The sequence below is a fragment of the Rubrimonas cliftonensis genome (genome assembly GCF_900107585.1).
Lineage (GTDB): Bacteria > Pseudomonadota > Alphaproteobacteria > Rhodobacterales > Rhodobacteraceae > Rubrimonas > Rubrimonas cliftonensis.
The window spans coordinates 1-22,448 of record NZ_FNQM01000035.1 but is presented as its reverse complement, the minus strand read 5'-3'; the positions used below and the strand labels follow the sequence as shown (position 1 = coordinate 22,448).

Sequence of the window (22,448 nt, the reverse complement as noted above, 5' to 3'; positions counted from 1 at the left end):
TCCGGAAAATGTCGGCGCTTCCTGCTCGCCATCGGACACTCCTCTCCTGGCTCGAAAGCCATAGCATGGGTGTCCACCAATCCGGGGCAGGATCACTGCTCCCCCGTGGCTCCCGGTTCCGGCCAGTCGCGTGGAGGATGGTGGACTGCGGTAGGCGGCCGCTCGCGCGGGCGGCGGGTGCGGAATAAGCTCGGGCGTTCGCCTCTCCAGGCAGGCCGAGGGTTACGGTTCCGGCCGGTCGCGGCGTGGACGCAGCGGCTCGATCAACAGCCGTTCGATGGGTTGGTGGGTCTACCTTCGCTTGTCCACCCCGATGCGGACCTCGAGGCCCGGAGACGCGTCGCGCCCTTGTCGGGGATCAAAGCGGGCCGCGCCGGCTGCGGCGAGAGTTGCGCGGAAGGACCAGTCGGTCCGCCGCCGCCCCGGCGCCACATGGCGCTTTCGACGACGGGCCGCTATGCGTTCCAGCGATTGGTCGCTGATGGGAGAGCCCGCATGACGCCGCGCATTCTGGCTTCGCTGGTCGTGCTGCTGGCGATCGTCGCCGCCGCTCTGTTTGGTTGGGGCGGAGTCGGTGGACCGCATCGCGGCGTTGAGCTGTCCATCGTCTCGGGGTCGGAGAATCGCCCGCTGGGGGCGCTCGTGCAGGACTGGGCGCGACAAGAGGGCGCCGAGGTCTCGATGACCTGGCTCGGCTCCGTAGACATCGCCCGCGAGATCGAGAAGGGGACCGCCGGGGCGCATGACGCCGTCTGGCCCGCGCATTCAATGTGGATCGAGTTTGGCGACGCGCAGCGGGTGGTCAAGCACGACCGCTCGATCCTGCGCTCGCCGGTGGCTCTGGGCCTGCGCCGCTCCATCGCCGAGCGCCTGGGCTGGATCGGCCGCGACGATGTGACGGTGCAGGACATCGCGGCGGCGGCGGAGAGCGGCGCCTTCCGGCTGGCCATGACCTCGGCCAGCCAGTCCAACTCCGGGGCGAGCGCCTATATCGGCTTTCTCTACGCCTTCGCGGGCGACCCCGACCTGCTGACGCTGGACCATCTCGCCGATCCGCAGGTCCGGGCGCGGGCGACCGACCTGTTCGCGAGCGTGGACCGCTCCTCGGGCTCTTCGGGCTGGCTGGGCGAGGCGTTCGTCGCCCATCCGGACCGATTCGACGCGATGATCAACTACGAATCCGTGCTGATCGACACCAATCGGGCGCTGGTCACCGCCGGGCGCGAGCCCTTGCATGTGATCTATCCCGCCAATGGTCTGGCGGTGGCCGACAGCCCCCTCGGTTATGTCGAGAAGGGCGATGCGAGCCGCGAGGCCGCCTTCTTGTCGCTGCAGGCGCATCTGCTGTCGCCGCCAGTGCAGGCGGAGTTGTTCGCGAGCGGACGCCGGGCGGGCCTTCTGGGCCTGTCGACGACGGACGCTCCGCCCGCAGTCTGGAACGCCGACTGGGGGTTGGACCCGGCGCGCGAGATCGCCCCGGTCCCCACGCCCGCGCGCGACGTGATCCGCGAGGCGCTGCGCCTCTACCAGACGGCGCTGCGCAAGCCGTCCTTCACAGTCTGGGTGCTGGACGTGTCAGGGTCGATGGAAGGCGTGCCGCTGACGGCCCTGAAACAGGCGATGGGCCTCGTGCTGGATCCCGAGCGGGCTGCGCTGCTTCTGCTCGACCCTGCGCCCGGCGACGTGACCGTTGTGATCCCCTTCAGCAGCGCGCCCGGCCCCGCGCGGCGCATCGACGGCGCGGACGGCGCGGCGCTGCGGAGCCTGCTGGCGGAGGTGGAGGCGCTGAAGGCCGGCGGCGCGACCGACCTTTACGCCGCGCTCGGGGCCGCGCTTGCTGTGCTGGAAGCGGCCGAGCGGGACGGAAGCCTTGACGGGCGCCTGCCCGCGATCATCGCCCTGACCGACGGGGCCTCCGACGAGACGGGGCGCACGGCGCTGCTCGACCGGCTCCAAGCCTCCGCGGTGGGGCGCGACACGCCGATCCACGCCATCGCCATCGGCAAGGCGGACGAGCGCCAGCTCTCGGAGCTGAACGACCGCACGGTGGGCCGACTGTTCAGGGCGGACGACGACATCGCAGGCGCCCTTCGTGGCGCGCGGGGCTACAATTGATGGCCTCAGCGGGACGCGCACCCGGCGGCGGGGGGCGAGAGCCGGCGGGGCTCTCGCGAACGACCGCCGCCGCGCTGGCGGGCGTCGCGGCTTCCGCCGCGTTTCTCGGACTGTATCTCGGGGCCGGGCTCGCCTGGTGGGCCGCTCTCGGCCTCGGGGCGGCGGTCTATGCCGGCGCGGTCCTCGTGATCCCGCACCGGCGCCAGGCCTTCGGGATCGCGCGGGCCGAGGGCGTGACCGAAGCCGACCTGCGCGCCGCCCTCGCCCAGCTCGCCGAGGCGCAGGAACGGATGGCCCGGCTTGCGGAGCGGGCGCAAGGCGACGACGCCTCGGCCTTCCGCCGGATGGCCGATCTGCTGGGCCGCATCCGCGACCATCACAAGAGCGATCCCGACGACCTCCGCCTGTCGCGGCGGTTCCTGCGCTCCTATCTTCCGCGGATGCTCGACAGCAGCGAGGCCTATGTCGACCTCGCCGCTCGAGCGGACGCGGGGGCCGGGCGTCTCGCCGTGGTCGGCGGGCGCGTGCGCGGCTTCGTCCCGGCGCTCGAACGCATCGAGCGCGCCTGCGTGGAGAACGACATGACGGCGCTCGAAGTGGAGGTGGAGGTGCTGGGCGAACAGATCGCCGCGCGAGGGGGCCGCCCATGAGCCGCTCGCTTCTCGGCCTCGGCATTCTCGCCGCCGTGGCGCTCGCAGCGCTGGCGGCGACCACGCTCGACTGGTCCGCCCTGCGCCGCGACGCGACCCCGCGCGAGCGCGTGCGCGTCGCGATCTTCTATGGCGGCGAGAAGAGCGCCTTCCTGGAGAACCCGGCTGTGCGCGACCTGCTCGACCGCCGCTTCCGCATCGACCTCGACGCCCGACGCGCCGGCTCGGTCGAGATGGTCACGACCCTGCCGAGCGACGGCAAGGACTGCCTGTGGCCCTCGACCGCCGTCGCGGTGGAACTGGCGCGCGCCTCGGGCCGCCCCGTGCTCGGGGCCGAGACGGTGTTCTCGTCGCCGATCGTGCTGTTCGCCTGGGCAGAGGTGGCCGACGCGCTGCAGCGCACGGGCGTCGTGCGCCCGAGGGCCGACGGCTTTCTCGCCGCCGACCTCGGACGGCTCGGCGAGATGCTGGCCTCGGGCGCGCGCTGGCGCGAGGACCTCGGGGTCAACGTCTACGGTCCCGTGCGCGTGCTCTCGACGGACCCGGCGCGCTCGAACTCCGGCAACATCTGGTCGGCGCTGCTGGCCACCGCCTTCAACGGCGGCGAGACGCCGACGGCGGACGACCTGCCCGCGCTCCTGCCGCGGATCGAGGCCTACTTCGCAGGCCTCGGCTACATGGAGTCCTCCTCCGGCGACATCTTCGAAGGCTTCCTGAAGCAGGGGATGGGGGCGCGGCCGGTGATCGTCGGTTACGAGAACCAGCTCGTCGAATTCCTGATCGCCAACGCTGCATATGTCGAGACGATCAGCGCGCGCATCCGGGTGATCTACCCGGAGCCCACTATCTTCGCCTCGCATCCGCTGATCTCGCTGACGCCGACCTGCCGGCGGCTCGAGGAGGCGCTGCTGGACCCCGACGTCCAAGCGCTGGCCTGGTCCGACCACGGCTTCCGCACCGGGCTCATGGGGGTGACGGACGACCCTGAACGCCTCAAATCCGCGAGCCTGCCCGAGCGCGTCGATCTCGTCGCGCCGATGCCGGCGGCGACTGTGATGGAGACCATCATCGCCGCCCTGCGTTGAGACGGTGGCGCAGCCAACTCCCGGTATCGCGCCCATCCACCCCGGGGAGGCTCCTCCCGGTTCCGGCCAGTCGCGGGGCGCCCTGCGGCGCGCGGTAGACAGCAGGTCGCGCAGGCGACGGGCGGGGGGGTTCAGTCCCGTCGTCGGCCTCGCCTGGCAGGCCGTGGGTTAACGATTCAGGTCGGTCGGGGTATGGATGGCCGCGCGCAGCTTCCTGCCATTTATACACTCCGGCGCGCTCTCCCCCTCTATAGCCATCGCGCGCACTGAGGCAGCTGGGCATGCGGATCGGCGTGGATATGCTTGGCCGTTCGGAACCGCAGGCTGAACACCTCTTGCTTTGTCGATGGGCGTCTTGCGCCGCTGATCCCGAGGCGACGACCGCATCGGCACGCGACCACGCGAGGCGAGGCTCCCGATAGCCTTCTCGCGGTGCGACGCAGCAATGCAATCGTCAACGCTGCGCCGAGCTTCATGGCGCGAGACGCGGCATGGTCAGTGTCCGGACGACAGCATCTTCTTCGTCCGGTTTTCATCCGCGAGAACTGCGCTGGACGGCATCGCCGTGGCGTTGCGGCGAAATGCAGCGATCAATCGTGCGGTATAGGCGGAGCCTGGCGTGAGCAGCGTCTCGCGCGTCGGCCCGTGGTCGCGCGCCACGCCGCCCTCCAGCACCAGCAGGCGATGCGCGATCGATGCGACCAGCGCCAAGTCGTGCGAGATGAACAGGATCGCGAGGCCATGTTCGGACTGGATGCGGCGCAGCAGCGCGATGGCCTGCGCCTGCACGGTCGCGTCCAGCGCCGACGTTATCTCATCGCACAGCAGCACGTCGGGCCGCGCCGCGAGCGCCCGGGCGATGGCGACGCGCTGCTGCTGGCCGCCCGACAGATGGCGCGGCCCCCGGTTCATGGTCTCCGCCGGCACGTCCAGCGCCGCCAGCAGCCGCGCCGCCTCAGCGCGCGCCTGCGCCGCCGTCGCGCCGAAATAGAGGCGCGCCGGGCGGGCGACGATATCGACTACCGTCTGGCTGGGGTTCAGCGAGGCAAGCGGATCCTGAAAGATCATCTGAATGCGCCGGCGCTGGTCCGCCGGCCGGCTGCGCGCCAGACCCGCCAGCGGCCGGCCGTCCAGACGCAGCGACCCGGCGCCGCCCGTCAGCGCGCCGCAGACCAACGCCGCGAGGGTGGACTTGCCGGACCCGGATTCACCCACCACGCCCAGAGTCTCGCCGCGCGCAAGATCGAAATCCACCCCGTCCAGCGCCGGCCGGCCGACCGCGCCGCGACCGAACAGTCCCGCAGGGGACCGGTGCGTGAAGCGCAGGCCGCGCGCCGACACCACGGGCGGGCCGGCGGGCGTGGCCGGCGACGGCGCCCTTTCCGGCGCCAGGCGCGGCATCGCGGCGATCAGCGCCTCGGCGTATCCCGTCCGCGGCCGGCGCAGCAGGGCCGCCGCGTCGCCCTCCTCCACCACGGCGCCGTCGCGCATCACCATTATGCGAGAGCACATGCGCGCGACCACGTTCAGGTCGTGGCTGACATAGACCAGCGTCGCCGACAGTTCGGCCTGCAGCCGCGCTACTAGGTCGAGCACATGCGACTCCACCGTCTTGTCGAGCGCGGTGGTGGGTTCGTCGAGCACGATCAGTTCGGGACGCGCCGCCAGCGCGGCGGCGATCACGATGCGCTGGCGCTGGCCGCCCGACAGCTCGTGAGGATAGCGGTCATGCAGCGACGCCGGGTCCGGCAGATCGGTTTCGGCCATCAGCTCCAGCGCCCGCGCCCGCGCGGCCCGGCCGCGCAGCCGGGCGTGGCGGCGCAAAAGCTCGCCCAGCTGCGCCCCTACGGTCATGTGCGGCGTCAGCGACGACAGCGGGTTCTGCGGCACCATCGCCGCGCGCGCGCCGCGAAAGGCGCGCAGTGCGCGGCTGTCCAGATCGAAGGGCGCGACGTCGCCCACGCGCACGTGGCCGCCCGACACGCGGGCGCCGGGGCGGAGATGGCCAAGCAGGCAGCGCGCAAGCGTCGACTTGCCGGAGCCCGACTCGCCGACGACGCCCAGCGTCGCGCCGCGCGCCAGCGCCAGATCTACCGCCCGCACCGCGGCGCGCTCTCCGCCCAAGCCGTCGCGGTAGGTCACGGTCAGGCCCGCGGTCTCCACATGGGCGCGCGTGCGGGGCGCTTCGTGGCGCATCGCTCAGGCCTCCGTCGCGCTGACGCCATAGGCGCGCGCCAGCCCGTCGACGGCGAAGTTCACGCCGATGATGAGGCTGGACAGCGCCGCAGCCGGCAGGATCAGGAACCAGGGATCGGTGAAGACCACGCTCATCGCCTCCTGCACCATCAGACCCCAGTCCGGCGTCGGCTGGCTGACGCCGAGACCCAGAAAGGACAGCGCCGAGATCTTCAGCACGGCCGACGACACGCGGATCGCCAGCTCCACCGCCAGCAGGCCCGACAGGTTCGGCGCGATCTCCCGAAACAGCACATGGGCGCGCGTCTCGCCGCGCAGCTCCGCCGCCAGCACGTAGTCGAGCGCGGCGAGCGAGATCGTCCTGGCGCGCACCACGCGCACGACGCCGGGGGTGTAGACGACGGCGACGATGATCGACAGCGCCGCCAGATCCTTGCCGAAGGTAAGGACCAGGATCGCGATCAGCACGATCTCGGGGATCGCCATCAGCGCGTCCGTCACGCGCATCACCGCATCGTCCAGCCAGCCGCCGGCGTAGCCCGCGACAAGCCCCAGCGCCGCGCCCAGCGCGACCGCGACCGCCACGCCCAGCCCTGAGACCAGCAGGGCCACCCGCCCCCCCGACATCAGCCGCGACAGGTAGTCCCGCCCGATCTGGTCGGACCCCAGCCAGTGCGCCGCGGACGGCGGCGTCAGGCCCTCGGCGACGATGGCGCTGATGGAATAGGGCGCGATCAGCGGCGCGAACAGCGCCAGGAACAGATGCAGCGCCACCAGCGCCAGACCAACCACGGTCGCTGGGCTCCGCAGCGCCTTGCGCAATGGCGATGGCGTGCGCGCCGTCGCCGCCGAGGGAGCCAGCGCCGCGTCAGCCATCGGCGCGTCTCCGCACGCGCGGGTCGAGCGCCAGAATGGCGAGATCCGCCAGCAGGTTGCTGAGGATGACCCCGAACGCTGCGAGAAACGCGATGGCCTGCACCGTCGGCACCTCGCGCTGCGCGACGGCGCGAACCAGCTCCAGCCCGATGCCGGGATAGCGGAACACCGCCTCGATCACCACGGCGCCCGACACCACGCCGGCGACGAACTGCGCCGAGCCGTTCAGCATCGGGATCAGCGCTCCGGGCAGGGCGTGCGTCAGCACCAGACGCCGCTCCGACAGCCCCGCGAGACGCGCCCGCTCCACGAACTCGCTATCCATCGCCTCGATCATGCCCGCGCGCAGCAGCCGGAACTGGTAGGCGACGCCCGACACCGCCAGCGCGGCGACCGGCAGCGCCGCAACCGACAGCATCTCGCCGGCCGGTGCGCTCTCGGCCACCATCAGCACCGCCGGCGCCAGGCCCAGCTGCAGCGCGAAGACGATGATGAAGACGTTGCCCACCACGAAATCGGGCATGGAGTAGCCGAACAGCGTCGCGCCGGAGATCGCGGCGTCCAGCCGACCGCCGGGCTTCAGCGCCGCCAGGACGCCCAGGCCGATGGCGACCAGCGGCGTCAACACCACCGCGACGCCCGCCATCAGCAGCGAATTGAGCAGCGGGTGCCGGATCCCGTCCCAAACCGGCTCCCGCGTCACGATGGTCACGCCGAAGTCGAAGGTCGCAAGACCCGTGAACACCGACCAGAACCGCTCGACCGGCGGCTTGTCGAGGCCCAACTCGGCGCGCATCCGCGAAAGGTCCTCGGCGGTGTAGTAGATCAGTTCGTCGGCCGGGATGGTGCTGTCGAGCGCGTCGCCGGGCAGGATCTCGGTGCCGACGAACACGATCGCCGAGACCAGCGACAGCACCACAGCCGACAGCGCGAGCCGTCGCAGCGCCATCGCCGCGACGGCGTTCATGCGTCGCCTCTCCGCCCGCCCGGCGCCGCGGTCATGCGTCGAGCCATACCGTCTCGTAGCGCGGCCCCTGCCAAAGCTGGGTGTGCGGGCGCAGGTTGCGGAACGCGGGCCGGTGCACGACGTTCGTCCGCCGCCCGCCGATCATCACGCCGGGCACCTCTTCCTGCGCGATGCGCTGCATCTCGTGATAGATCTGCAGCCTCTTCTCGGCGTCGGTCTCGGCGGCAGCCTGCGCCAGCAGCGCATTGTAGCGCTCGAAGCCCGCGCCGGCCCAGCCGCCGGGCTCGGCGGGGTTAAGGTTGGAGAGGCGCGACAGGTTGATGGCGGGATTGCGGGCGCCGACGAGGTTGCGGCGCGGGCGGCCGATGGGCTGGTTGACAGCGCTCACGAACGGATTGAAGCCGTCGCAGGGGCGCTCGGCGAAATCCAGCGCGATGCCGGCCTCCTTGAGGCTCTCGGCTACGACGGCCCAGAGCCGCGGCTCCTCAGGATAGCCCGGGCAGTAGTAGATCGCCGGCAGCTCGATGCCGTCGGGATGCCCGGCCTCGGCCAGCAGGCGGCGCGCCTCCGCCACGTCGCGCTCGACGGGCCTTGGCAGGAACTCGCGGTTGACGCCGTTCATGTGGGTGTCGTTGCCGGTCCAGCCGTCCGGGTCGGCGTAGACGATGCGGTTGACCGCCGGGCGGTCGATGGCCAGCGACATGGCGCGGCGCACGCGGACGTCATTCCAAGGCAGGTTCATGTTCTTGGGCAGCACCAGCCAGAACTGGTCGCCCGACGGCGCCGTCCGGACCTCGGCGCCGGCCTCGCGGAACTGCTCGAACTGGCCGGGGTCGGCGTTCAGGATCGCGTCGAGCTGGCCCGCGCGGTAGCCGTTGATCGCGTTCTGGCCCATCGCCAGCACGCCGTTCAGCCCGTCGAGATAGGGCCGGCCCGGCATCCAGTAGCCCTCGAAGCGCTCGGCGCGGAACTGGCGCTTGTTGTCGATCTCCAGCAGGCGGAACGGGCCGGTCCCGACGCCGTCATAGCCCATCTCGGCGAGGTTCTCGCGCGCGGGCAGCATCATGGCGCGATACTCGGCGGTGGCGTGGGGAAACTCGACGTTGGGGCGCGTCAGGTGAAAGCGCAGGCCGTAGCGGCCCATGGGCTCCACCTGCGCGATGTCCTGCTTGAAGAAGCCGACGCCGCCCAGTTCGGGGTGCGCGTGCAGGCGGCAGGAGGCCACGGCGTCCTCGGAGGTGAACTCGCGCCCGTCGTGGAAGGTCACGCCCTCGCGCAGCTTGTACTCCCAGACGGTCGCGGTCTCGTCAGAGACGTAGCTCTCGGCGAGCTCGGGCACGACGTCGAGGTTCTCGTCGACCCAGGTCAGCGCGTTCCAGACGCCGCGTGTCTGGATATCCATGAAGAAATAGGGATGCGCCCCGCGGTCGGACTGTCCCAGCGCCCAGTTGGGCACCGGGTTGCCGTAGGTCAGCACACCGCCGGACTTCGGCGACTGGCCCGCGATCAACCCGTCGACGAAGTTTTCGACGCTGTCGGCGCGGGCCGAGGGCGGCAGGGCCCCGACGCCGAGGATGGCGGCGGCGCCGGTGAGGAAATCGCGGCGGTCGAGCATCTGGTTTCTCCCTGAGCGGCGCTGCGCCGGGCCGCTCGCGGCCGCCCGCAGATATCGGGAATGCGGCGCTGGGCCGGAGGCTTCAGGCGGCCCGCCTCAGCCGTCGATCCAGACGTTGTCGAAGCGGCTCGACCAGTTCTGCGAGTGGCTGCGCAGGTTCTTCACCGCCGGCGCGTGGGCGACCATGTTGCGTCGGCCGCCCAGCATCACGCCCGGCGTCTCCTCCTGCGCCAGCCGCTGCGCCTCGTGATAGAGTTCGAGGCGCCGCGCCTCGTCCGCCTCGCCGACGGCCTGCAGGATCAGCGCGTTGAAGCGGTCCGAGCCCGCGCCCTGCCAGCCGCCGGGCTCGGCGGCGTTGCGCACCGACAGGCGGGAGAGGTTGATGAACGGGTTGCGCGGGCCGACGAGGTTGCGGCGCGGCCGGCCGATCGGCTGGTTGACCCCGTTCACGAAGGGGTCGAACCCGTCGCAGGGCCGCTCCTCGAAGGCCAGCCGGATGCCCGCCTCCGCGAGGCTCTCGGTGACGATCGGATAGACCCGCGGCTCCTCGGGGAAGGACGGGCAGAAGTACATCGCCGGCAGATCGACGCCGTCGGGATACCCGGCCTCGGCGAGCAGGGCGCGGGCGCGGGCGACGTCGCGCTCCACCGCGCGGGGCAGGAACTCGCGGTTGACGCCGGTCATGTGGGTGTCGTTGCCGGTCCAGCCCTCGGGGTCGCCATAGACGATGCGGTTGATCGCCGGGCGGTCGATGGCGAAGGACATCGCCTGACGGACGCGCTGGTCGTTCCAGGGGAAGTTCACGTTCTTGGGCAGCACCAGCCAGAACTGGTCGCCGGCGGGCGCGGCGTGGATCTCGGCGCCGGCGTCGCGGAACTGCCCGATCTGGCCGGGGTCGATGTTGAAGACGCCGTTCAGCTGGCCGGCGCGGTAGCCGTTGATGGCGGCGTTGCCGAGCGCGAGCACGCCGCGCAGTTCGTCCAGATAGGGCTTGCCCTCCATCCAGTAGGCTTCGTTGCGCTCGGTGCGGAACTGACGGGCGTTGTCGATCTCGATCAGGCGGAACGGGCCTGTGCCGACGCCGTCGAAGCCTATGGTCTCCGGGTCGGCGGCCTTGAAGATCGCGGCGCGGTACTCGGCGAGAGAGTAGGCGAATTCGGCGTTCGGCGCGTTCAGGAAGAAGCGCACGCCGTGGCGGCCCACCGGCTCGACGCGCTCGATCTGGGCGCGGATCAGCCCGACGCCGCCGAGCATGTGGAACTGGATCGAGGACACGACGTCGGCCGAGGTCATCTCGGTCCCGTCGTGAAACGTCACGCCCTCGCGCAGCGTCGCGTCCCAGACGTCGAGCGCGTCGTTGGGCGTCAGCGAGGCCGCGAGCTCAAGCCGCGCATTCATGTCCTCGTCGACCCAGGTCAGGCAGTTCCAGACCGAACGCGTCAGCAGGTCCAGCCAGTAGTAGGGATGCTGGCCGCGGTTGGACTGGCCGAGCGCCCAGTTGGGATAGGTCTGCCCGTAGGTCAGCACGCCGCCGTATTTCGGCTCCTGCCCAGCCAGCGCGTCCGCGGCCCAGTCCGGCGTCGCGCCGAGCGCAAGGGCGGGGTCGAGCAGATGGCCGAGGCCGATCACGGTCGCGCCGGCGGCGGCGCTGTCGAGGAACTGGCGGCGGGTCAGGCGCATGGCGGGCTCCGATGTCATCCGAAACACCAATGATGCTACGTCGCCTGATTGATTCTTCGGATTAAGGTTCCATGAACACTTCGCGTCCGCCCTGAGACGGCGCCGCATTCTCGGGCAGAGCCGCGCTCTCCAGCAGAAGGCGCGTGTAGGGATGGCGCGGATCGGAGAACAGCCTTTCGGTCTGGCCGCACTCGACGATCCGCCCCGCCTGCATCACCGCCACGCGGTCGCAGAGCGCCCGCACGACGGCGAGGTCATGGCTGATGAACAGCAGCGTCAGCCCGAACTCGGCGTGGAGACCCCGCAAGAGGTTGAGGATCTGCGCCTGCACCGAGACGTCGAGCGCGGAGACCGGTTCGTCCGCCACCAGAAGCTCCGGCCCCAGCGCGAGCGCCCGGGCGATGTTCACCCGCTGGCGCTGGCCGCCAGACAGCGCGTGCGGGTGGCGCGCGCCATGCTCGGGTGAAAGGCCGACCCGCTCCAGCAGTCTCGCCACGGAGACCGCGCGGTCCGCCGCCCGGCCGATGCGATGGATGTCGAGGCCCTCGCGGATGGCGGCCCCCACGGTCATGCGCGGGTCGAGCGAGGCCTCGCTGTCCTGAAACACGACCTGGGCGCGGCGGCGAAACGCCATGAGCGCGGCGCCCCGCAGCGCGAACGGGTCGAGGCCGCCGACGCGCACGCGCCCCGTCTCGGGTCGGATCAGCCGCAGCAGCGCGCGGCCGAGGGTGGACTTGCCGGAGCCGGACTCGCCGACCAGCCCCAGCCGCTCGCCGCGCGCAAGGTGGAGCGAGACGTCCTCGACCGCGCGAAAGGCCGGGCCGCGGCGCGGCCATGCGGGGCGGAAGGCGACGCTTAGGCGCTCGATCTCGACGAAGGCGGCGCTCACGCGACCGGCCGCCAGCAACGCGCCCAGCCGGCGGGCGTCTGCGCCTGCGGCGGCTCGCGCCGGCAGGTCGCGTCGGCCGCCGGGCAGCGTGGATGAAAGGCGCAGCCTTCCGGCGCCGCCCAGGGCTCGGGCGCCCGACCGGCCAGCGGCGCGCCTCCGCGGCCCGGCGCGCTGTCGAGCAGGGCCGCGGCGTAGGGGTGACGGGGCCGTGCGAAGAACGTCGCCGCAGGGGCGAGCTCGATCAGGCGGCCTGCGTACATCACCGCAACGCGGTCGGCGATGCGGCGCACGACGCCGAGATCATGGGTGATGAACAGCATCGCCATGCCGCTCTCGCGCTTCAGCTCCGCCAGCAGCGCCAGCAGCCGGGCCTGCACGGTGACGTCCAGCGCCGTCGTCGGCTCGTCGGCGATCAGCAGGCGCGGTCGCCGCGCCGCGGCGATGGCGATCATGACGCGCTGGCGCTGCCCGCCCGACAGCTGGTGCGGAAAGTCGCGCGCCCGCCGGGCGGCGTCGGCGACGCCCATCCGCTCCAGCAGCGCCGCGGCCCGCGCGTCGGCGGCCGCGCGCGAAAGGCCGGGCTCGGCGGCGCGCGCGGCCTCCGCCACCTGCCGACCGATCCGCATGACCGGGTTCAGCGCCGACATCGCCTCCTGAAACACCATGGCGATCTCGCGCGCGCGCACCGCCCGGAGGGCGCGCGCATCCGCCTGCGCCAGGTCGACAGGACCCGCCGCGCGGCCAAGCAGGATCGATCCGCCCACGCTTACGCGGCTGCGGGTGAAGGGCGGCTGGTGCTGGCGCAGCACGGCGCGCGCGAACGCCGACTTGCCGGAGCCGGACTCGCCGACGATCGCCACCGTCTCGCCCGCAGCGACGTCCAGATCGACGCCGCGCACCGCCATGCGCGGCCCGGCGCGCGTGGCGAAGGTCACGGTCACGCCGCGGGCGCTCAGCAGCGGCTCAGCCATCGCCGCGCACGTCCACCCGGTCGCGCAGCGCGTCGCCGACGATCTGGAACAGGAGCGTGATCGCCACGATCACGAGCGAGGGCATGCCCGACAGCCACCAGCCGTTGACCAGATAGTCCCGCCCGTCGCCAATCATGCGCCCCAGAGAGGCGGTCGGCGGTTGGACCCCGACGCCGAGAAAGGACAGCCCAGCCTCCATCAGCAGGACGCCCGGAAAGCTCAGGGTCAGCATCACGACAAGCGGCGAGGCGAGATTGGGCAGGATGTGGCGGCGCGCGATCCACAGGGCCGAGCCGCCGAGCGCGCGGGACGCCTCGACATAGCCGGCCTCGCGAAGCTTCAGCGCCTCGCCTCGGACGATGCGGGCGTAGCCCTCCCATTTCACGAAGCCGATCATCACCACGAGCACCCAGATTTCGGTGCCGAGCAGCGCGATGCCGCACAGCAGGAGCAGCAGGTTCGGCAGGGTGATGAACACGTCCGTCACAGTCATCGCCGCCCGGTCGATCCAGCGCCCGCCCAGACCCGCCAGCAGGCCGAGGCCGATCCCCAGGACGGCCGAGAACAGCAGGCCGAGCGCGGCGACGCCGAAGCTGGTGCGGATGCCGTAGAGGCAGCGGGAAAGCAGGTCGCGGCCGATCTGGTCGGTTCCGAGCGGATGGGTCCACGTCCCGCCATCCATCCACACCGGCGGCGCGATGCGGGCGAGCATGTTGACGGCGTTGGGGTCGTGTGGCGCGATCACGGGCGCCGCGAGCCCGAGCAGCACTATCAGCGCAAGTCCGCTTCCCGCCAGCGTCAGCGTGTCGGCGCGCAGGCGGCGGCGCCGGCGACGTCCTGCGCCCGGCGCCGCGGCCGAGGGCGGCGCGTCCAGCGCGGCGTCGCTCATGCGTCCTGCTCCAGCCGCACGCGCGGGTCGGCGGCGACATAGAGGCAGTCGACGACCAGATTGATCGCGACCACCAGTCCGGCATAGGCGATCACGCCGAACTGGAGCACGGCGAAGTCGCGATCCTCCACGGCGCCGACAAGGATGCGGCCGACGCCGGGCAGCGAGAACACGGCCTCGACGAAGATCGAGCCGTTGATCAGCCCCGCCACCTCCAGCCCGAGCACGCTTATCAGCGGCGTCATGGCGTTGCGCAGGATGTGCACGCGCGCAATGCGGCCGGGCGCAAGGCCCTTGCTCTCGGCGGTCACCGCGTAGTCCTGCGCGATGGCGTCCAGCATCGCGGCGCGCATGAAGCGCGCGAGGCCTGCGATCATCGGTATGGCCAGCGTGATCACCGGCAGGACGTAGTGGGCCGGCGTCGCCAGCCCCGTCGTCGGCAGCGCGCGAGCGTAGTAGCCCAGCCACAGGATGAGCCCGATGCCGATCACGAAATGCGGCACGGCGTAGCCGAGGAACGCCACGCCCATCGCCGCCCGCTCCCCGGCCGCGCCGCGATAAAGCGCTGACAGCGCGCCAAGCGGGATGCCGATCGCGATCGCCAGCAGCAGCGCGAGCGAGCCGACCGCCAGCGTCGCGGGCATCCTCTCGGCGTACATCGCCCAGACCCGTTCTCCCGTGAACAGGCTTCGGCCGAAGTCGCCGACGGCCAACCCGCGCAGATAGGCGGCGAACTGCGCCCAGAACGGCTGGTCGAGCCCCCATTTCCGCTCCAGAGCGGCCTGGTGCTCGACCGTTACGCCGTGCGGGAACATCCGGTCGAACGGCTCCCCGGAATAGCGCAGCGTCGCGAAGGCGATCAGCAGCACCAGCAGCATCGTCGCCAGCGCGCGCAGCAGGCGCCAGCCCAGAAACCGGGCCATCGCTCAGCGCCCGCTGCGCGCGGCCGGTCGGCGCTCCCCGCTCAGTTCTGCGCGCCGAAGGTGATCTGCCCGGCGCGCAGCGGAAGCACGTAGGGCCGGTGCGCCTTGGGCGGCTCGAAGGCGATGTCGGCGCGCATGCCGTAGACCTCGTGCGGCTCATAGAGCAGGACCCAGCCGGACTCCTCTTCCGCGAGTTCAAGCAGCTTGCGGTAGGCGGTCTTGCGGGCCTCGACGTCTACGCCGTAGCGCGCCTGCTCGTAGGTCGCGGCCCATTCGGGATGCGAGGGCTTCCAGAGATCGCGGCTGTAGGTCCACGAGTTCGTGGACCAGTGCGTGTCCATCGCGCCCATGGGGTCGGGATAGTACATCGGGTTGGACCAGGCGCGGATGTCGAGCTTGTCGTAGTCGTAGCTCTCGATCTGGTCGAGCACGAGGTTCAGACCGCACTCCGCCCATTGCTGCTGGATCACCTGCGCCGCGAGATCGCCGTAGAGGTAGTAGCTCTCGGTGAACTGCGCGACGATCGGTTGGCCGTCGTAGCCCGCCTCGGCGAGCAGCCGCCGGGCCTCCTCGGGATCGTGCCGCACGAGCGCAAGGTCGGGCATGTAGAATGGCGCGCCGTACTCTTCGAACTGGTGGGCGGTCGGCACATGGCCCTTGCCGCCCCACAGCCCGTCCACCAGCGCCTGCCGGTCGGTGCACAGGCGCATCGCCTTGCGGACGCGCGCGTCGTCGGTGGGCGGGGTGGTCTGGCGGATGATCCAGACATGGAACATCGGCCAGGTCACGCCCATGGTCGCGACGCCCTCGACCTTGAGCGCGCCCTCCTGATCGGGGGGGATGTTGGCCACGATGTCGAACTCGCCGTTCACCATGCCGGTGACGCGCGAGGCGACTTCCTCGACGCGCTGGAACTCCAGCCGCTCGAACGGCGCCGGCTCGCCCCAATGATCGGCGAAGCGCTCCATCGCCGCGCTGTCGCGCGGCGTGAACGCGACCACGCGGTAGGGGCCTGAGCCGACGGGCTCGTTCGCGGCGTCCTCGAACGCCCGTCCCTCGTAGTGCTCCTTCGAGGTGATCCCGGCCGAGCGCGCCGAGATCAGCGTCTCGAACAGCGGCTCCTCGCGATGGGTGTGGATGCGCACGGTCAGCGGGTCGACCACCTCGACGTCGCGGAAGTTGTAGAACCAGCGGCCCCAGGCCCCGAAGAACTCCGGATCCTCATGGTGGAACATCCGGTTCAGCGAGAACGCCACGTCCTCGGCGTCCATCACCGTGCCGTCGTGCATCCGCACGCCCTCGCGCAGCGTCAGCTCCCACACGGTCGGCTCGATCCGGCGCCAGGCGGTGGCGAGACCGGGCCTGAAGGCGAGCGGGCTCGCGAAGGGGTCGCGCTCGATCAGGGTGTCGTAGACCTGATACAGGACGGGCGCGCCATCGTTGCCGGTCTGGTCCTGCGGATCGAAGTTCGAGATGAAGGTCGGCAGCGCGACGCGCAGCGTCTGGGCGCCCGCCGGCGCTCCCAACGCGGCGGCTGCGACGGCGGAGATGAGAACGGCGCGAGGGGTCATGGCGCGGGCTCCTGCCTGATTGACTTGGGCAATAGGCTATCGCTCGCTCATTCACCTTCCTAATTAAGCTTTTTTGACGCTCAGGCCGTGACGCCGGCGTCCTGCACGCCGGGCGCCGCAGCCTCGAAGAGCGCGGCGACGGCCGGCAGCGCCCGCGCGTCCAACGAGGCCGCGACGTAGACGCCGCCGCGCGCCGACACTCCCAGAAGGGGCGACGCGACGACGCGGGCGTCGGCGCCCGCCTCGCCATCCAGCACGATGCCGACGCCGAGACCTGCTGCCGCCGCTTCGCGGACCGCCTCCCGCGTCGGGGCTTCGAGCAGGCGCAGGGGCGGCGCGCCGGCGCGCGCGGCGGCGTCCTCGAACATCGCGCGCGTCATGGATCCCCGCTCGCGCACGATCACCCACCCGCCGGTCAGGTCCGCCCAGCGCAGCGGGGCCGGCTGGGCATCGCCCGCGCGGCGCAGCCCGACCAGCCCCTGCTCGGCGATCAGCCTCGCGGCCAGGTTGGGCGGGGGCGCGCGCAGCGTCATGATCGCGGCGTCCACCGCGCAGGCCTCCAGGTCCGCCGTCAGCGAGGCGGTGTTGCCCGACGTGAGCGCCAGCGCGAGATCGGGATGCGCGGCGCGCAGACGCCCCAGCGCGGGCATGGCGAAGGCCGGCGTGCTGAAGCCCACGCGCAGGCGGCCCATCCGCAGCGCCCGCAGGTCGTCGGCGGTGCTGTCGAAGCGGTCGATCTGGGTCAGGATCTGGCGCGCGCGGTTGTAGAGTTCGCGCCCTGGCTCAGTCAGCGTCACGCCGTTGCGGCGGTCGAGCACGCGCAGGCCCAGATGGTCCTCAAGGCTCTGCAGCCGCTGGGAGACGGTCGGCTGGCTGATCGACAGCGCTTCGGCGGCGCGGCTGAACCCGCCATGCTCGACGACGGCGGAGAAGGCGCGCAACTCGGCTATGGGTATGTCCGCGCTGCGCGATCGACCGTCCTGCGCCATCGGCCCTTCGCCCCTTGCCCGCCATGGTTCGCGTCCCCATACCGCGCGGCCGGCCGGGCGAAAAGCGCCCGCCGCCCCTCAGGCGTCGAACCAGAGCGCCCCGGTCCAGGCGGCGCGGCCCATGGCGTCGCGCACCGCGATGCGCCGCCATTCGCCCGGCGCCGGCTCCAGCGGCAGGCTCGCGCGGGTCAGCCCCTCGCCCACGACGCGACGGTTGAAGCTTCCCGGCCCCAGCAGGATGATCGACGCGGCGGGGGAGCAGACCACCTCCAGCGCGTCGCCGATGCGCCGCAGGTCGTGGATGAGCGGCCCCTGGCTGGCGTAGTAGGCGCCGGCCTTCAGCGCCTCCAGCAGCGCCTCTGGCGCGTTGCGCTCGGCCTTCACCATGACCCAGCCGCCGAACGCGTCGGCGACCTTCCAGTGGCTGTCATCGACGGCGATGGCCCCAAGACGCCGCCCCGACGACAGGAGCGCGTCATACATCACCAGCCCGTCACCGCGGTCGGCGTTGACGGCGCTGGTGTGGTTGTAGACCTCGACCGCATGGGCCGCCTCGATGCTCAGCGCGTCCTGCAGCGTCAGCTGGTACCAGTGCGGATGGGCGATCGCCACGAAGGCGCCGGCCTCGGCGCAGCGGCGCGCCAGCGACGGGCCGGTTTCGTCTGCGGCGGTGGCGGGAAAATCAGATGGCAGGCCGACCGCCAGAATGTGCCATTCAAGGCCCTGCGCGGTCTGGGGCGCATGCACCTCCGCACCGAGCAGCGTCGTGAACGCCGCGGTGCGATACGCCCGCGTGTCCGTCAGCGGAAAATTGTAGTTCGGTCTGAAATGATCCGTCACCGCCACGAAGTCATAGCCGGCGTCGCGATAACGCCCGCAGACTGTCTCAGCCGGCAGAACGCCGTCGGAATTGTCGGAATGGCCGTGCAGGTTGCCCCGCCAGAACACGCCGGGTCGCTCGAACGCCGTCAGCATCGCAGTTTCCCCCTAAATCTCAGCAACCGACGTAGCCGCGCCGAACGACAGGTTGATGACGGCGGTTGGTCAGCGCTGCCAACAATTGGGAGGGTCGAGGCGAATGGCGGCTCCCCGCCCTGAGTGAACGAACTCACGTGACAACGCGCTGCTCAACGCCGCCTGGGACAAGGGGCTCGACCTCCCGGTTCCGGCCGGTCGCGGGCAGCCCTGCTGAGCGCGGTAGCCGGCCAGTCGCGCAGGCGGCGGGCGGGGGGGCACCTTCGGTCGACCGCCGCGCCGGGAAGACGGCGGGTCTAACGAAAGCCGCCGGCCGCGGTCGGCACCGCCGGAGGCGAATAGCGGACGCTGGCGGCACGCATTGCCGCTGCGGGTTTCCCATTTCTTGTAACCGACGGACCAATTCGGCTTTCCAAATGCAAACACCGTCGCTGACCAGCAGCGTGCGGCTGCCTGCTCGGGATTCTGTCCGAGCAGTCTTCGCCTTGTCCGCTGATGCCCGCATGCTTGACTGCAGGCGCCCTTTAATCCCGAAGGCATTCGCTCCGTTTGCAAGAGAATGTCTTGGACGCCTCATGCTGGCGAAGGCTGTTGAGATCGCCACGATCAACTGAGTCGATTGGTTCAGGCGCGTCGCCGACCGGTGATCACCAAGGCGCCAAGGCCGGCCAGCGCCAACAGCAGGGCGGGGGGCAGTGGGATCGGGGTGAGGTCATCGAGCCGGCGCAGCTCGAATTCCGCGTCGCCCAGCAGCGCCGGGAACGCCGCATCGCGCAAGATCGCCAGCAGCTTGCCGTTGGTGAAATCCCCCGCCGCCGAGCCCGTCAGATCGCCCGGCAGCAGCGCGACGAAGCCCGTTCCGACCTCGATGTCTTCGAGCCAGATCGCACTTATCGCCGTCTCCAATGTCGTCGCGTCGCTCAGCAGCAGGTTCACGCCGAAGGGATTGTCGCCAGACGTGTCGGGATCGAAGGCGCCGCTGAGCTCCATCAGAAAGGCGCCGTCCGTTGTGGCTGCGATCGCGAGACCGAGCCCGTCGGCAAGGTCGATCGAATAGCCCACCGAGCCCTCAAACAGCGTTGTGGAGGGGCGCGCACTCAGCGAGGCCGCGGCGGCCATGCCGGCGATCAGGAAGACGAGCGCGGCGGCAAGCGCGGTCGCCATGGGGCGGATCGTCACCGGGGATGCTCCTTGCGAGAACGGCGCCGGCGGCGCGTCAACTGAGGGAGAGACGAGGCGCGTCATGTCGGCGTCAGGGCTCCGCTGGTCCAGGCGTCGGTGAAGTCGGCTGCGGTCAGCGTCGCGCCGCTGACAAACAGGGTGTCCCGGTCCGGCGTGTCGAGCGTCACGACGCTCGTCGAGCCCAGGGTGCGCAGGGTGTAGCCCGCGCCGCCGGGATCGATCAGGTCGCGGCCCTGCTCGAAATCGCGCAGATAGGCGACGTCGCGCCGACCGTCGCCATCCGTAAGCCCGAAGACGAAGACGTCTGCCTCGGCGCCGGCGGTCCCATCGATCCGCGCCGCGTTCGGCGCGCCCTCGATCACGGTCAGGGGCGGGGCGACGCCCGTGACCGCGACCGTCACGGTCGCCGTCGCCACGGCCTCGCCGTCGGTCACCCGGCAGGTGAAGCTGTCGAGCGCGGTCTCGCCGGGCCCTAGCGCGCCGAAGGCGCCGGCGGGATCGTAGCGGAAGGTTCCGTCGCCGTTGTAGCTGACGGCGCCCGCCGCGCCCGAGGCGTCGAAATCGAGGAACGCGAGTGTCTCGCCCGGGTCGGGATCGGCGTCGTTGCTCAGCACGTCGCCAGTGTCGAAGGCCGCGGTCGCGACGGTCTCGAAGCCTTCGCCGGCGTCGTCGGTCGCCACCGGGGGGCCGTTGGGCGGCGGGGCTTCGGCGACCACGACGCCGCCTTCGCCCAGCGTCAGCGACAGGCCCTCCGCACCGGGGCCGGCGAAGGCGAGCGTCGCAGCGTCGAGACCGGTCACGGCCGCGCCCGTCAGCAGCGCGGGCGCGGCGGCGGGGTCGAAGCCCTCGGCGACGATGATCTCGATGGCCGCGCCGGTCAGGTCCAGCATCCCGGTCGCCTCGATGCGGTCCGCGCCGTCCGGGCCGACCTCAAGCGTCAGCCGTCCGGCGATGTGCGCGTCGCCCTCGATGCGCAGCAGGCCAAGACGCAAGACGAAGGAGATGATGGCGCGCTCGGTCATCGAGCGAGCGCGGCCAGGCGAAGCGGGTCGGCGATGGCCAGGCCTTCGGCGACGGCGACCCGCTCGACAACCTCGAAGGCCATGATCGTCAGCACGGCGGTCGCGAGGGCGACGAGCATGTGCGTTCGCAAACCCGCCGCCCGTTGGCGACGTTCGCGCTCAAGCCCGATCAGACCCGAGAGCGCGATGGCGCCGGCCGTGCGCGCCAGAGCGTCCGACGGTGAAATCCGCAGCGTCCACAGCTGCTGCGCCAGTTCGTGAAGCGTGGCGGCGGCCGACTGCACATCCATCGCAGCGATGTCGCCACCGCGGTCATCAGCGCGCCGACGGCGGTCGCGGAAACGCCGAGCCGCAGCGAGATCTGGGCGCCAGTCAGGGAGATCACCCAGCCGGCCAGGCCCAGAACCGCGGCGAGCGCCGCAAACTCCAGGGCCAACGGAAAGACGGCGGCCGACTGCGCCTGCTCATCCGGCGCGTCGACGCGGGTCTGCGCCGTCGCGACGGGTTTCCACATCGGCGCCGATCGCACCCGCGATCCGATCCGCACCCCCACGACATACATGACCGGCAGCGCCAGCGTCGCGGGGTGAGCGCCCGCCACCGCGATCTCGGGGCCGGCATAGGCGGCGACAGGAATGCCGAGCAGCAGCGTCAGGAAGGCAGCCTGATAGAGGTTCGACGCATCGGCTGCGGCGTGCTCCAGATTGGCGCGCCGATAGACGAGATCGGCCAGTGCTATAAACGCGGTCTGCGCCGCGATCCCGCCAACGGCGTTGGGGAACGCCAGCGACGGCTGTCCCTCCATCGCCGCTGAGACCGATACGACGACGCCCGAGAGCGAGGTCGCCATCCCAAGCAGGACGACGCCCGCGATCGCCTCGCCCATCCCCGTGACGTCCGCGAGCCTGTCCGCCTGCACCGTCAGCCTGAACCCGACCCCGCCGACGACCAGGGCGGCGGCGCCGAAGCACGCCAGAAGGGCGCCGAGAGAGAGCGTGTCAAAGTCCATCTCAAAAATCCGCTTCGCCACGACCGGGGCGACGATGCCTGATATGCGCCGCATCCATTGAACTATGTCGGGTCTCGCCCCGCCGACAGGGCGCCGCCTCGATCGGGCCAGGGGCCGGGCGGGACGTCTCCGGGAACGGGCGGTTCAGACGTTCGGGGCCGGTCTCGCCCAGAGGCCGGGGGTCGCGAGTTCGACCAGGTTGCCCGCAGGATCGCGGAAATAAGCGCTAGACTGTCCCCCCGGCCACTCCACGACGCTTTCGATCCCGACCCCGCTTGCGACAAGGCGTCGTCTCCAGGCCATCATCCTGTCGGCCTCGACGGCGAACGCAACGTGCATCCTGCCGCTTGCATCATGCGGCGGTGATCCGTACCCCCGGAGTTCGACACTTCCGGCCCCGATTTTCGGGCACCCGGACCGTTAGCCTCTGGGTAATCAATAACTTAGCCTTTGCCCGGGGGTGATTTCAGCGAAGTTGTGTTGTGGCACGTCATCGGTATTTCACGATGGAAAGCAGTTTTCTGCCGTGATATCGTTGCGGCATGTACACGAAGATCACCCGGTCGGGCGGACGACGCTATCTGCAGCTGGTCGAGGGCTATCGTGATGATGCGGGAAAGGTTCGCCACCGCGTGATCGCGAACCTGGGGCGGATCGAGGATCTCACGCCCGAGAAGCTGGATCCCCTGATCAGTGGGCTCAACCGCGTCCTGGGCCGGGCGGAGAACACCGCCTCGCACCTCACCCACGAACCCGCGCAAAGCTACGGCGACGTCTTTGCGCTGCACGAGCTGTGGAAGGATCTCGGCTTCGACCGGGCGCTGAGCCGCGCGCTGCGCTCGGG

General features: G+C 71.0%; 20 protein-coding genes and 1 pseudogene. 4 read left to right on the top strand and 17 right to left on the bottom strand.

Translation table 11 applies throughout. The features are described from left to right. Positions 1-495: 495 nt before the first annotated feature. From BLW43_RS21270 to BLW43_RS21260, 3 genes are read left to right on the top strand one after another with little or no spacing between them, the layout of a single operon-like run. On the top strand, positions 496-2,115 hold the full coding sequence (locus BLW43_RS21270) for a VWA domain-containing protein (protein ID WP_175479045.1): 1,620 nt from the start codon (positions 496-498) through the stop codon (positions 2,113-2,115). Then, positions 2,115-2,765: a 5-bromo-4-chloroindolyl phosphate hydrolysis family protein gene (locus tag BLW43_RS21265; RefSeq protein WP_093256590.1), complete on the top strand. Its 651-nt coding sequence runs from the start codon at positions 2,115-2,117 to the stop codon at positions 2,763-2,765. The genes BLW43_RS21270 and BLW43_RS21265 overlap by 1 nt, the downstream gene beginning before the upstream one ends. After that, positions 2,762-3,850, top strand: a complete 1,089-nt coding sequence (locus tag BLW43_RS21260; RefSeq protein WP_093256587.1) for a substrate-binding domain-containing protein — start codon at positions 2,762-2,764, stop codon at positions 3,848-3,850. The genes BLW43_RS21265 and BLW43_RS21260 overlap by 4 nt, the downstream gene beginning before the upstream one ends. 495 nt (positions 3,851-4,345) lie before the next feature. On the opposite strand, the gene nikE is transcribed toward BLW43_RS21260, so the two are convergent. The 17 genes from nikE to BLW43_RS24790 form a co-directional block, all read right to left on the bottom strand. After that, on the bottom strand, positions 4,346-6,046 hold the full coding sequence (nikE, locus tag BLW43_RS21255) for a nickel ABC transporter ATP-binding protein NikE (RefSeq protein WP_093256584.1): 1,701 nt from the start codon (positions 6,044-6,046) through the stop codon (positions 4,346-4,348). Between the two features lie 3 nt (positions 6,047-6,049). Continuing rightward, positions 6,050-6,922, bottom strand: coding sequence for an ABC transporter permease (locus BLW43_RS21250; protein WP_093256581.1), 873 nt, complete (start codon positions 6,920-6,922; stop codon positions 6,050-6,052). Then, positions 6,915-7,889 (bottom strand): ABC transporter permease, encoded by a 975-nt coding sequence (locus tag BLW43_RS21245; protein WP_093256578.1) that lies wholly within the window; start codon positions 7,887-7,889, stop codon positions 6,915-6,917. Before BLW43_RS21245 ends, BLW43_RS21250 begins: the two co-directional genes overlap by 8 nt. 31 nt (positions 7,890-7,920) lie before the next feature. After that, complete coding sequence (locus BLW43_RS21240) at positions 7,921-9,504, bottom strand: ABC transporter substrate-binding protein (RefSeq protein ID WP_093256575.1); 1,584 nt, start codon at positions 9,502-9,504, stop codon at positions 7,921-7,923. Between the two features lie 96 nt (positions 9,505-9,600). Then, a complete protein-coding gene (locus BLW43_RS21235) occupies positions 9,601-11,184 on the bottom strand; it encodes an ABC transporter substrate-binding protein (protein WP_175479044.1) in 1,584 nt (527 codons plus the stop codon). Positions 11,185-11,245: 61 nt separating this feature from the next. After that, the gene (locus tag BLW43_RS21230) at positions 11,246-12,073 is read right to left on the bottom strand and encodes an ATP-binding cassette domain-containing protein (RefSeq protein ID WP_217632275.1); all 828 of its coding nucleotides are present in this window, start codon (positions 12,071-12,073) and stop codon (positions 11,246-11,248) included. Beyond that, positions 12,070-13,044 (bottom strand): ABC transporter ATP-binding protein, encoded by a 975-nt coding sequence (locus tag BLW43_RS21225; RefSeq protein ID WP_093256566.1) that lies wholly within the window; start codon positions 13,042-13,044, stop codon positions 12,070-12,072. The genes BLW43_RS21230 and BLW43_RS21225 overlap by 4 nt, the downstream gene beginning before the upstream one ends. Next, on the bottom strand, positions 13,037-13,933 hold the full coding sequence (locus BLW43_RS21220) for an ABC transporter permease (RefSeq protein ID WP_093256563.1): 897 nt from the start codon (positions 13,931-13,933) through the stop codon (positions 13,037-13,039). The genes BLW43_RS21225 and BLW43_RS21220 overlap by 8 nt, the downstream gene beginning before the upstream one ends. After that, positions 13,930-14,856: an ABC transporter permease gene (locus BLW43_RS21215; RefSeq protein WP_093256560.1), complete on the bottom strand. Its 927-nt coding sequence runs from the start codon at positions 14,854-14,856 to the stop codon at positions 13,930-13,932. Before BLW43_RS21215 ends, BLW43_RS21220 begins: the two co-directional genes overlap by 4 nt. Positions 14,857-14,897: 41 nt before the next feature. Next, entirely contained in the window at positions 14,898-16,427 is a 1,530-nt protein-coding gene (locus BLW43_RS21210) for an ABC transporter substrate-binding protein (protein ID WP_093256557.1), read from the bottom strand. 80 nt (positions 16,428-16,507) lie between these two features. Next, positions 16,508-17,416, bottom strand: a complete 909-nt coding sequence (locus tag BLW43_RS21205; RefSeq protein WP_093256554.1) for a LysR family transcriptional regulator — start codon at positions 17,414-17,416, stop codon at positions 16,508-16,510. Positions 17,417-17,494: 78 nt separating this feature from the next. Beyond that, positions 17,495-18,391, bottom strand: a complete 897-nt coding sequence (locus tag BLW43_RS21200; protein ID WP_093256551.1) for a PHP domain-containing protein — start codon at positions 18,389-18,391, stop codon at positions 17,495-17,497. Positions 18,392-19,015: 624 nt separating this feature from the next. Further along, complete coding sequence (locus tag BLW43_RS21195) at positions 19,016-19,570, bottom strand: hypothetical protein (protein ID WP_139284184.1); 555 nt, start codon at positions 19,568-19,570, stop codon at positions 19,016-19,018. A gap of 62 nt (positions 19,571-19,632) precedes the next feature. Then, complete coding sequence (locus BLW43_RS21190) at positions 19,633-20,595, bottom strand: Ig-like domain-containing protein (RefSeq protein ID WP_093256546.1); 963 nt, start codon at positions 20,593-20,595, stop codon at positions 19,633-19,635. Then, entirely contained in the window at positions 20,592-20,879 is a 288-nt protein-coding gene (locus BLW43_RS24475; protein ID WP_245731163.1) for an MgtC/SapB family protein, read from the bottom strand. The genes BLW43_RS21190 and BLW43_RS24475 overlap by 4 nt, the downstream gene beginning before the upstream one ends. Continuing rightward, a complete protein-coding gene (locus BLW43_RS21180; RefSeq protein WP_093256596.1) occupies positions 20,765-21,604 on the bottom strand; it encodes a hypothetical protein in 840 nt (279 codons plus the stop codon). The genes BLW43_RS24475 and BLW43_RS21180 overlap by 115 nt, the downstream gene beginning before the upstream one ends. Before the next feature lie 144 nt (positions 21,605-21,748). After that, positions 21,749-22,006 (bottom strand): VOC family protein, encoded by a 258-nt coding sequence (locus BLW43_RS24790; protein WP_093256543.1) that lies wholly within the window; start codon positions 22,004-22,006, stop codon positions 21,749-21,751. A gap of 140 nt (positions 22,007-22,146) precedes the next feature. Between BLW43_RS24790 and BLW43_RS21170 the strand changes: the two are divergent. Then, positions 22,147-22,448: pseudogene (locus BLW43_RS21170) on the top strand (IS1634 family transposase); the annotation flags it as partial.

Coding starts and splice junctions, on each gene's coding strand:
- BLW43_RS21270 (WP_175479045.1), top strand. CDS start 496: ATGACGCCGCGCATTCTGGCTTCGCTGGTCGTGCTGCTGGCGATCGTC.
- BLW43_RS21265 (WP_093256590.1), top strand. CDS start 2,115: ATGGCCTCAGCGGGACGCGCACCCGGCGGCGGGGGGCGAGAGCCGGCG.
- BLW43_RS21260 (WP_093256587.1), top strand. CDS start 2,762: ATGAGCCGCTCGCTTCTCGGCCTCGGCATTCTCGCCGCCGTGGCGCTC.
- nikE (WP_093256584.1), bottom strand. CDS start 6,046: ATGCGCCACGAAGCGCCCCGCACGCGCGCCCATGTGGAGACCGCGGGC.
- BLW43_RS21250 (WP_093256581.1), bottom strand. CDS start 6,922: ATGGCTGACGCGGCGCTGGCTCCCTCGGCGGCGACGGCGCGCACGCCA.
- BLW43_RS21245 (WP_093256578.1), bottom strand. CDS start 7,889: ATGAACGCCGTCGCGGCGATGGCGCTGCGACGGCTCGCGCTGTCGGCT.
- BLW43_RS21240 (WP_093256575.1), bottom strand. CDS start 9,504: ATGCTCGACCGCCGCGATTTCCTCACCGGCGCCGCCGCCATCCTCGGC.
- BLW43_RS21235 (WP_175479044.1), bottom strand. CDS start 11,184: ATGCGCCTGACCCGCCGCCAGTTCCTCGACAGCGCCGCCGCCGGCGCG.
- BLW43_RS21225 (WP_093256566.1), bottom strand. CDS start 13,044: ATGGCTGAGCCGCTGCTGAGCGCCCGCGGCGTGACCGTGACCTTCGCC.
- BLW43_RS21220 (WP_093256563.1), bottom strand. CDS start 13,933: ATGAGCGACGCCGCGCTGGACGCGCCGCCCTCGGCCGCGGCGCCGGGC.
- BLW43_RS21215 (WP_093256560.1), bottom strand. CDS start 14,856: ATGGCCCGGTTTCTGGGCTGGCGCCTGCTGCGCGCGCTGGCGACGATG.
- BLW43_RS21210 (WP_093256557.1), bottom strand. CDS start 16,427: ATGACCCCTCGCGCCGTTCTCATCTCCGCCGTCGCAGCCGCCGCGTTG.
- BLW43_RS21205 (WP_093256554.1), bottom strand. CDS start 17,416: ATGGCGCAGGACGGTCGATCGCGCAGCGCGGACATACCCATAGCCGAG.
- BLW43_RS21200 (WP_093256551.1), bottom strand. CDS start 18,391: ATGCTGACGGCGTTCGAGCGACCCGGCGTGTTCTGGCGGGGCAACCTG.
- BLW43_RS21190 (WP_093256546.1), bottom strand. CDS start 20,595: ATGACCGAGCGCGCCATCATCTCCTTCGTCTTGCGTCTTGGCCTGCTG.
- BLW43_RS21180 (WP_093256596.1), bottom strand. CDS start 21,604: ATGGACTTTGACACGCTCTCTCTCGGCGCCCTTCTGGCGTGCTTCGGC.